We start from the raw sequence: 9,146 nt of genomic DNA, 5'->3' as shown, positions 1-9,146 counted from the left end.
GAGCGCCAGCGAGGAGACTCCGACAGGAATCGGGAGGACCCTCCACGGCGCAGCCGTCCCTCAGGGACGGCTCCTGTCCTGCGCTCCGAGCGCCAGCGAGGAGACTCCGACAGGAATCGGGAGGACCCTCCACGGCGCAGCCGTCCTTCCGTGACGGCTCCCATCGCAGGTGCACGTTTACGTGGGGCCCCAAGCAAACGTGCGCTGGGGGCGTCAGCTTGCGTGGGGGAGAGCGTGTTCACGTGGGGCCCCACCCGAACGTGCGCTGCGGGCGTCGGTTCACGTGGGGCCCACGTCAACGTGCGCTGGGGGCGTCACTTTGCGTGGGGGCGAGCTTGTTTACGTGGGGCCCCACGCAAACAGGCCCGGGCGGTGGGGGTGGGGCGGGACGCAAATCGGCCCCGGACCGGGGTCCGGGGCCGACGCGTGGGGGTCAGGCGAGGTCGTAGGCGCGCTCGCGGTGGAGGGCGGAGTCGAGGCCGCCCTCCTCGTGGTCGGGGTCGACGCGCAGGCCGATCGTCTTCTTCAGCGCCAGCGCGATGACGAGGGTCAGCACGAAGGAGTAGGCCAGCACCGCGCCGGCGGCGGTGGCCTGCACACCGAGCAGGCGCAGCCCGCCGCCGTGGAGCAGGCCGGCTTGGCCGCTGGGGGCGTCGGCGGTGGCGATCAGGCCGACCATGAGCGTGCCGACCACGCCGCCGACGAGGTGCACGCCGACGACGTCGAGGGAGTCGTCGTAGCCGAAACGCTCCTTCAGGCCGAGGGCGAGCGGGCACACGATGCCGCCCGCGACGCCGACCAGGATCGCGCCCATGGGGCTCACCGCGCCGCACGACGGGGTGATGGCGACGAGGCCCGCGATCGCGCCCGACGCCGCACCCATGGTCGTGGCGTGGCCGTCGCGGACGATCTCGACGCCGAGCCAGGCGAGCATCGCGGCGCACGTGGCGACGAAGGTCGTGAGCATGACGACCGACGCGTTGTGGCCGGCGGCGAGGGCGGAGCCGCCGTTGAACGCGTACCAGCCGGCCCACAGCAGACCGGCGCCCAGCAGGGTCAGCGGCAGGTTGTGCGGACGCGGCGCGGTGCCCCATGTGCGCCGCTTGCCGAGGACGATGGCGATCGCGAGCGCTGCCGCGCCGGAGTTGATGTGCACGGCCGTGCCACCGGCGTAGTCGACCGCCTTCAGCTTGTTCGCGATCCAGCCGCCGACCGTCGAGCCGTCCGTCGCGTCGAAGGCGAACACCCAGTGCGCGACGGGGAAGTAGACCAGCACCGCCCAGACGGCGGCGAAGACCATCCAGCTGCTGAACTTCATGCGGTCGGCCGCCGCGCCGGAGATGATCGCGACCGTGATCGCCGCGAACAGCGCCTGGAAGACGGCGAAGAGCGCGAGCGGCAGCGCGGTGTCCTTCTCGGTGAGCACCCCGCCGAGCCCGGCGTACTCGGTGACGTTGCCGAGCAGCCCGGCGCCCCCGTACGAGTCGCCGAACACCATCGAGTAGCCGAAGAGCACCCAGAGGATGCCGACGACGGCGACGGCGCCGAACGTCATCACCATCATGTTGAGGCTGCTCTTGACGCTGACCATGCCCCCGTAGAAGAGCGCCAGTCCCGGCACCATCATCGTCAGACCGATGATGCAGCTCAGGATGAAGGCGGTGGTGCCTGTGTCCATGTCCATGTCTCCTGCTGTGGCCCGCACTCCCGCGGGCGTCTCAGCACAGTGGACTCTGTCTACTTTGCGTTGACATGACGTCGACGTAACAACGTTGCGTCGCACCACCTGGACCGCCTTCCCGGTCCCGCGGCGACTCGACGCGCCCTCGTCCGGCGCGCCCCGGCGGCCGCTTCGAGGCCGCGTCTCGTCACGGACTTCTCACGCTCGGGAAACACGACCGTCATCTGCGTTCTGTCTACTCAAAGTAGACAAAGATTCACGCCAGTGGATAGGCTCGCGACGAGGGCCTCGCACCGGCGCGGCACCCCCGAGGAGCAGCATGACCAGCACCGCATCCCCCCTGGCGACCCTGGCCAAGGAGAGCGGGACGACGTTCATCCTGGCCCTGTTCGTCGACCTCACCGGCAAGCCCTGCGCCAAGCTCGTGCCCGTCGAGGCGGTGGAGGAGCTCGCCCGCGAGGGCGTCGGCTTCGCCGGCTACGCGGCGGGAGCGATGGGTCAGGAGCCCAAGGACCCCGACATCATGGCGATCCCCGACCCGGCCTCGTTCACGCCGGTGCCGTTCGTCAAGGAGGGCCTCGCCCTCGTGCACTGCGACCCCCACGTGGAGGGCGAGCCGTGGCGCTTCGCCCCGCGCGTCATCCTGCGCCGCATGATCGAGCGTGCCGCCGAGCGCGACCTGTCGGTCTACCTCGGCGCCGAGATCGAGTACTTCCTCGTGGCCAAGGACGAGCGCGGTGCGCTCGTCACCGCCGACCCCTCCGACTCCGCCGCGCGCCCCTGCTACGACGCGCGCGGCGTGACCCGCATGTTCGACCACCTCGCGTCGGTCTCGACGGCGATGAACCAGCTCGGCTGGGGCAACTACGCCAACGACCACGAGGACGGCAACGGCCAGTTCGAGCAGAACTTCGACTACGCCGACGTCCTCACCACCGCCGACCGCGTCATCACCGCGCGCTACCTGATCTCGATGCTCGCCGAGCAGCGCGGCATGACCGCGACGTTCATGCCGAAGCCGTTCGGCGACCGCACCGGCAGCGGGCTGCACATGCACCTGTCGCTGTGGAAGGACGACGAGCCGCTCTTCCCCGCGGCCGACGACCCGCGCGGCCTCCCCACCTGGTGCGCGTGCCCGACGGCAACCGCATCGAGCTGCGCGGCGGCGACGGCTCCGCCAACCCGTACCTGGCGGCTGCCGGCGCGATCGGCGCGGTGCTCGACGGCGTCGAGCGTCGCCTCGACCCCGGCGCGCCCGGCGGCAGCGACGACGCCGACCGCGCGCCCCTGCCGCTCACCCTCCTGCACGCCGTGGAGGCCCTCGAGGCCGATCCCGCCGTGTCGGGCGTGCTCGACAGCGTCGGCCCCGACGTGGCCCGCTACTTCGCCGACCTCAAGCGCGAGGAGTTCTTCACCTGGCACAGCCAGGTGAGCGCCTGGGAGGTCGACCACTACCTGACGGCCTTCTGAGCCGCCCCACCCCTGACGCACCTCGAAGGAGACACCCCATGTGCGGCATCGTCGGACTCCACCTCCGCAACCCCGACCTGTATCCCCGACTCGGTGAGCTGCTCACCGGCATGCTCTGCGAGATGGAGGACCGCGGTGCGGACTCCGCGGGGGTCGCCGTCTACGGCGACCCCACCTGGGCCCCGCCCGGCGTGGCCACCGTGTCGGTGCTCGCCGACGGCGTCGACGCCACGACGCTCGCCGAGCAGCTGACGGCGGCGGTGGGCAGCGACGTCGACGTCACGACCGCCGGCCCGACGCTGCTCGTGCACGGGCCGGTGGAGGCGTCGACGCTCGCCGCCGCGGTGCGCGCGACGGCGCCGGACGCGCTGGTCATCGGCTTCGGCGAGGACCTCGCCGTGCTCAAGGGTGTCGGACGTCCGCGCGACCTCGCCGCGACCTTCGGGCTCCCGTCCGCGCAGGGCTGGCAGGGCGTCGGGCACACGCGCATGGCCACCGAGTCGGCCGTGACCCCCGCGGGCAGCCACCCCTACGCCGTCGGGCCCGACCAGTGCATGGTGCACAACGGCTCGTTCCACAACTACCCGACGATCCGCCGCGAGCTGGAGGCGCGCGGCGTCCGGTTCGACAGCGGCAACGACACCGAGGTCGGCGCCCGCTTCGTCGCCCAGTGCCTCGAGGACGGGCTCGACGTGGAGACCGCGCTCAAGGAGCTGTGCCGTACGTTCGACGGCTTCTACACGCTGCTCGTCTCGAACCGCGACTCCTTCGCCGTCGTGCGCGACGCCATCGCCTGCAAGCCGGCCGTGGTCGCCGAGACCGACGACTGGGTCGCGATGGCGTCGGAGTACCGCGCGCTCGTGGGGCTGCCCGGCATCGAGTCGGCCCGCCTGTTCGAGCCGGAGCCGGAGCGGATCTACGCATGGACCCGCTGACCGCGACGCCCACCCCGACCTCCCACCGGAAGGACCCCACCATGGCCGCCACGCTCGAGCTCGACCTCGCCGTCAGCACCCTCCGCGAGGTCAACGCGCGCCTGCACGACCCCGACCTCGGCGCCGACGACGTCGTCGTCACGCACCCGGCGGGTCGGCACAGCGTCGCGGTCGGGCTGAACCGTCCGATGACCGTGACGGTCAAGGGCCACGTCGGCTACTACGCGGCGGGCATGAACCAGTCGGCCGACGTCGTCGTCGAGGGCAACGTGGGCGTCGGGGTGGCCGAGAACATGATGAGCGGCTCGGTGTGGGTGAAGGGCAGCGCGTCGCAGTCGGCGGGCGCCACCGCCCACGGCGGGCTGCTGGTCGTCGAGGGCGACGCCGCCGCCCGCTGCGGGATCTCGATGAAGGGCGTCGACATCGTCGTCGGCGGGAGCATCGGCCACATGAGCGCCTTCATGGCGCAGGCCGGCCGGCTCGTCGTCCGTGGCGACGCGGGCGACGCGCTCGGCGACTCCATCTACGAGGCCCGCATCTACGTGCGCGGCACGGTCGCGTCGCTGGGCGCCGACTGCGTGGCCAAGGAGATGCGACCCGAGCACCACGAGGAGCTCGCGACGCTGCTCAAGAGCGCCGGCTACGAGGACGACGACACCCACGCCTACACGCGCTACGGCTCCGCGCGCAGCCTCTACCACTTCCACGTCGACAACACGTCGGCCTACTGACACCGAGGGCAGCCACCATGACCCAGTACCGCACGCAGCCGCGCACGTCGGCGACCTTCGACCCGGCCACCATCGCGGAGATCCAGCGCGCCGCCGACACCGGCATCTACGACATCCGCGGCTGGGGCGCCAAGCGTGCCCTGCCGCACTTCGACGACCTGCTGTTCCTGGGCGCGAGCATGTCGCGCTACCCGCTCGAGGGCTACCGGGAGCGGTGCGGCACCGACGTCGTGCTCGGCGACCGGCACGCGAAGTACCCCCTGCACCTCGAGACGCCAGTAACGATCGCCGGCATGAGCTTCGGTGCGCTGTCGGGCCGGGCCAAGGAGGCGCTGGGCCGTGGCGCGAGCGAGGTGGGCACGTCGACGACGACCGGCGACGGCGGCATGACGCCGGAGGAGCGCAGCCAGAGCAAGCACCTCGTCTACCAGTACCTGCCGTCGCGCTACGGCATGAACCCCGACCACCTGCGCCAGGCCGACGCGATCGAGGTCGTGCTGGGCCAGGGCGCCAAGCCGGGCGGCGGCGGCATGCTGCTCGGGCAGAAGATCACCGAGCGGGTCGCCCAGATGCGCACGCTGCCGCAGGGCGTCGACCAGCGCAGCGCGTCGCGCCACCCCGACTGGACCGGCCCGGACGACCTGACGATCAAGATCGGCGAGCTCCGCGAGATCACCGAGTGGGAGAAGCCCGTCTACGTGAAGGTCGGCGCCACGCGCACCTACTACGACGTGAAGCTGGCGGTGCACGCCGGCGCCGACGTCGTCGTGGTCGACGGCATGCAGGGCGGGACGGCCGCCACGCAGGAGGTGTTCATCGAGCACGTCGGCATCCCCACGCTCGCGGCGATCCCGCAGGCCGTCCAGGCCCTGCAGGAGCTCGGCGTCCACCGCAAGGTCCAGCTGATCGTCTCCGGCGGCATCCGCACCGGCGCCGACGTGGCGAAGGCGATGGCCCTCGGGGCCGACGCGGTCGCGATCGGCACGGCCGCCCTGGTCGCGCTCGGCGACAACGACCCGCGGTGGCAGGCCGACTACGAGGCGCTCGGCACGAGCGCCGGGGCCTACGACGACTTCCAGGAGGGCAAGGACCCGGCCGGCATCACGACGCAGGACCCCGAGCTGCAGCAGCGGCTCGACCCGGTCGAGGGCGGTCGGCGGCTCGCGAACTACCTGCGCGTGCTGACGATGGAGGCGCAGACCATCGCACGCGCGTGCGGCAAGGCGCACCTGCAGCACCTCGAGCCCGAGGACCTCGTCGCCATCACCATCGAGGCTGCCGCGATGGCGAGGGTGCCGCTCGCGGGCACGTCGTGGATCCCGGGCCAGACCGCGGGCGGGTCCTGGTGAGCGCGTCGCGTGCCGTCGTCGTCGGCGGTGGGCTGATCGGGCTGTCCATCGCGCGGGCGCTCACGGAGCGGGGGCTCACCGACGTGCTCGTGCTGGAGCGCGGGCTCCTCGCGAGCGGCGGCACCGGCAAGTCCAGCGGCATCGTGCGGGCGCACTACGGGGTGCCGTCGATCGCCGCGATGGCCTGGCGCAGCCTGCCTGTGTTCGAGGCGCTCGGCGCCGAGGTCGGCTTCCGCCAGGTCGGCTACACGGTGGTGGTCGGCGAGGAGAACGCCGGACCGTTGAAGGACAACACCGCCATGCACCAGGGCCTCGGCATCGAGGTCGACCTCGTCGACCCCGACCAGGTCGCGGCGCTGTGGCCGATGATGAACGTCGACGACGTGGCGCTCGGCGGCTACGAGCCGCGCGGCGGGTTCGCGGACGCCACCCAGCTGGCGCTGCACTACGGCCAGCGGGCCCGTGCCCACGGTGCGCGGGTGCGCCAGAACGCGCCGGTCGCGCGGGTCGTCACGTCGGGCAGCCGGGTGACGGGGGTCGAGCTGGCTGACGGCGAGGTGGTGGAGGCCGACCTGGTCGTGGTCGCCGCGGGCTGGTGGTCCGCGCGGCTGCTCGCCGACCTGGGCGTGGACTTCCCGGTCGAGGCCTACCGTTCGGAGCTGCTCGTCGTCGACACCGGTGCGCCCCTGCCCGACCTGCCCGTCGTCTCGGACCTCGTGAGCCTGCAGTACTGCCGTCTCGAGGGGTCCGGGCAGTTCCTCGTGGGCAACAGCGACCACGCCGACTTCGGCCGCAAGCTCGTCGACCCCGACCACTACTCCAACCACGCGAGCGACGCGAGCCTCGAGGCGTACGCCGAGAAGCTGCTCCACCGGTTCCCCGGCTTCCCCGACCCCTCCGTCACGCACACCTACGCGGGTGTCTACGACGTCCCGCCCGACTGGAACCCGGTCATCGGACCCGTCGGCGACGTCGACGGCCTCGTGCTCGCCGCGGGCTTCGCCGGGCACGGCTTCAAGATCAGCCCGGCCGTCGGCGACCTCGTGGCCGACCTCGTGCTCGAGGGCGACAGCACCGACCCCGACGTGCCCGCGTCGGACTTCCGCCTGTCGCGCTTCGCCGAGGGTGACCTCCTGACCAGCCTGCACCCGTACGTCGGGGCGGGGGAGATGCGGTGACCGGCGCCGCGCCGTCGCCGACGCGGTCCCGCCGGCTCGAGGTTCGCGTACGCGCCCGCCGAGCTCGAGCTGCGCACGTGGTTCGAGGCAGAGGCGGCGCGGCGCTCGCTCGACGTCGTCACCGACCGCAACGGCATCCTCTGGGCGTGGCGGCCCGGGCCGGGCGGGTCGCTCGACGACGCCGTCGTGACCGGCAGCCACCTCGACTCGGTGCCCGGTGGTGGCGAGTTCGACGGACCGCTCGGCGTCGCGTCCGCCTTCGCGGCGCTGGACCTCCTCGACGCCCGCGACGTCGGCGGCGAGCGCCCGCTGGCGATCGTCGCGTTCCCGGAGGAGGAGGGCGGCCGCTTCGGGCGCGCCTGCCTCGGCTCGCAGCTGATGACCGGCGAGCAGGACCCCGACCGGGTGCTCGGCCTGCTGGACGCCGACGGCACGTCGCTCGCGGACGCGCTCACTGGCGCCGGCCTCGACCCCGTGCACCTCGGCCGCGACGACGAGGCGCTGCGGCGCATCGGCGTGTTCGTCGAGCTGCACGTCGAGCAGGGGCGCGGTCTCGTCGACCTCGACCAGCCCGTCGCCGTCGCCTCCTCGATCCTCGGGCACGGTCGGTGGCGGCTCACCGTCACGGGCGAGGGCAACCACGCCGGCGCGACGCTCATGGCCGACCGGCGCGACCCCATGGTCGCCGCGGCGCAGGTGGTCGTCGCGGTCCGCGACCTCGCCCGCAGCCGCCACGATGCTCGGGCGACGGTTGGGCGCCTGCAGCCCGTGCCGGGAGGCACCAACGTCATCGCGTCGCGCGTCGACCTCTGGCTCGACGTGCGCCACCCCGACGACGACGTCACGCGCGCGCTCGTCGCGCAGGTGCTCGAGTCGGCGCACGCCGTGTGCGCGGCGGAGGGCTGCACCGTGGAGCTGGTCGAGGAGTCCTACAGCGGGCAGGTCCGCTTCGACGCGGGTCTGCGCGACCGGCTGCGTGGCGTGCTGCCCGACGCGCCGGTGCTGGCGACGGGCGCGGGGCACGACGCCGGCGTCCTGGCGGCGCACGTGCCGTCGGCGATGCTCTTCACGCGCAACCCCACCGGGGTCTCCCACTCCCCGGAGGAGCACGTCGACGACGCGGACGCCGAGGCCGGTGCGGCCGCCCTCGCCGACGTGCTGCAGGACCTGCTCGTGCCGCGGGAGCCCCGCTAGGATCGCCCGCATGACCGACGACGCGCCGCTGCTGCGCAACGCCGCCGGCAGTGCCCGCGACCGCGATCCGGCGGAGCCGGTCGAGGCGATGGCGCTGGAGCAGGCCATCGCGGTCAACGTCCGGCACCACCGCACGGCGGCCGGGCTGTCGGTCGCCGACATGGCGCAGCGTCTGGGGCTGTCGAAGGCGATGCTGTCGAAGATCGAGAACGCGCAGACGTCGTGCAGCCTCGCCACGCTGCAACGTCTGGCGACCGGGCTCGACGTGCCGGTCACGTCGCTCGTGCGCGGCGCCGACGAGGAGCGTCAGGCCGTGTTCACGCCGGCGGGCCAGGGTCCGCGCATCGCCCGGCACGGCACCAAGGAAGGGCACGAGTACGAGCTGCTCGGTGCGCTGCGGGGTCAGCACAAGCGGCTGGAGTCGCTCATGGTGACCCTGACGGAAGACAGCCAGACGTACCCGCTGTTCCAGCACCCGGGCACCGAGTTCCTGCACGTCCTCGAGGGCCGCATGGTCTACGGCCACGGTCGCGAGACCTACGAGCTCGGCCCCGGCGACTCCCTGCAGCTCGACGGCGAGGGCGCCCACGGCCCGGTCGAGCTCAAGG

Annotated in this window: 7 protein-coding genes and 2 pseudogenes; 8 read left to right on the top strand and 1 reads right to left on the bottom strand. The window is 72.7% G+C overall.

The features are described from left to right. Window positions 1-433 precede the first annotated feature (433 nt). On the bottom strand, window positions 434-1,678 hold the full coding sequence (locus A6Q79_RS16215) for an ammonium transporter (RefSeq protein ID WP_286690287.1): 1,245 nt from the start codon (window positions 1,676-1,678) through the stop codon (window positions 434-436). A gap of 322 nt (window positions 1,679-2,000) precedes the next feature. On the opposite strand from A6Q79_RS16215, the pseudogene A6Q79_RS16210 reads away from it, so the two are divergent. From A6Q79_RS16210 to A6Q79_RS16180, 8 genes and pseudogenes are all read left to right on the top strand, one after another. Further along, window positions 2,001-2,786 (top strand): annotated as a pseudogene (locus A6Q79_RS16210) (hypothetical protein); the annotation flags it as partial. Beyond that, window positions 2,747-3,151 carry a hypothetical protein gene (locus A6Q79_RS18730; RefSeq protein WP_369038018.1) on the top strand — a complete coding sequence of 135 codons (405 nt, stop codon included), beginning with the start codon at window positions 2,747-2,749 and terminating at the stop codon, window positions 3,149-3,151. The pseudogene A6Q79_RS16210 and the gene A6Q79_RS18730, both read left to right, overlap by 40 nt. Window positions 3,152-3,189: 38 nt before the next feature. Continuing rightward, on the top strand, window positions 3,190-4,086 hold the full coding sequence (locus tag A6Q79_RS16205; protein ID WP_067853951.1) for a glutamine amidotransferase: 897 nt from the start codon (window positions 3,190-3,192) through the stop codon (window positions 4,084-4,086). Beyond that, on the top strand, window positions 4,074-4,817 hold the full coding sequence (locus A6Q79_RS16200) for a protein glxC (protein ID WP_083516184.1): 744 nt from the start codon (window positions 4,074-4,076) through the stop codon (window positions 4,815-4,817). Before A6Q79_RS16205 ends, A6Q79_RS16200 begins: the two co-directional genes overlap by 13 nt. Window positions 4,818-4,834: 17 nt before the next feature. Then, window positions 4,835-6,166, top strand: coding sequence for an FMN-binding glutamate synthase family protein (locus tag A6Q79_RS16195; protein ID WP_286690285.1), 1,332 nt, complete (start codon window positions 4,835-4,837; stop codon window positions 6,164-6,166). Next, window positions 6,163-7,344, top strand: coding sequence for an FAD-binding oxidoreductase (locus tag A6Q79_RS16190; RefSeq protein ID WP_286690284.1), 1,182 nt, complete (start codon window positions 6,163-6,165; stop codon window positions 7,342-7,344). Before A6Q79_RS16195 ends, A6Q79_RS16190 begins: the two co-directional genes overlap by 4 nt. 48 nt (window positions 7,345-7,392) lie before the next feature. Continuing rightward, window positions 7,393-8,538: pseudogene (locus tag A6Q79_RS16185) on the top strand (allantoate amidohydrolase); the annotation flags it as partial. A 10-nt stretch (window positions 8,539-8,548) separates the two neighbouring features. Next, window positions 8,549-9,146: XRE family transcriptional regulator (locus tag A6Q79_RS16180; RefSeq protein ID WP_317698772.1), on the top strand; the 598-nt coding region annotated here is incomplete at its 3' end.

It is taken from the genome of Aeromicrobium sp. REDSEA-S32_B7 (assembly GCF_001626145.1).
Lineage (GTDB): Bacteria > Actinomycetota > Actinomycetes > Propionibacteriales > Nocardioidaceae > Aeromicrobium > Aeromicrobium erythreum.
The sequence above is the reverse complement of the archived record's forward strand: the minus strand, read 5'-3'. Positions and strand labels throughout refer to the sequence as shown.

Bases quoted from the DNA above. Each gene is read 5' to 3' on its own strand.
- A6Q79_RS16195 (WP_286690285.1), top strand. From the start codon at position 4,835: ATGACCCAGTACCGCACGCAGCCGCGCACGTCGGCGACCTTCGACCCG.
- A6Q79_RS16200 (WP_083516184.1), top strand. From the start codon at position 4,074: ATGGACCCGCTGACCGCGACGCCCACCCCGACCTCCCACCGGAAGGAC.
- A6Q79_RS16215 (WP_286690287.1), bottom strand. From the start codon at position 1,678: ATGGACACAGGCACCACCGCCTTCATCCTGAGCTGCATCATCGGTCTG.
- A6Q79_RS16205 (WP_067853951.1), top strand. From the start codon at position 3,190: ATGTGCGGCATCGTCGGACTCCACCTCCGCAACCCCGACCTGTATCCC.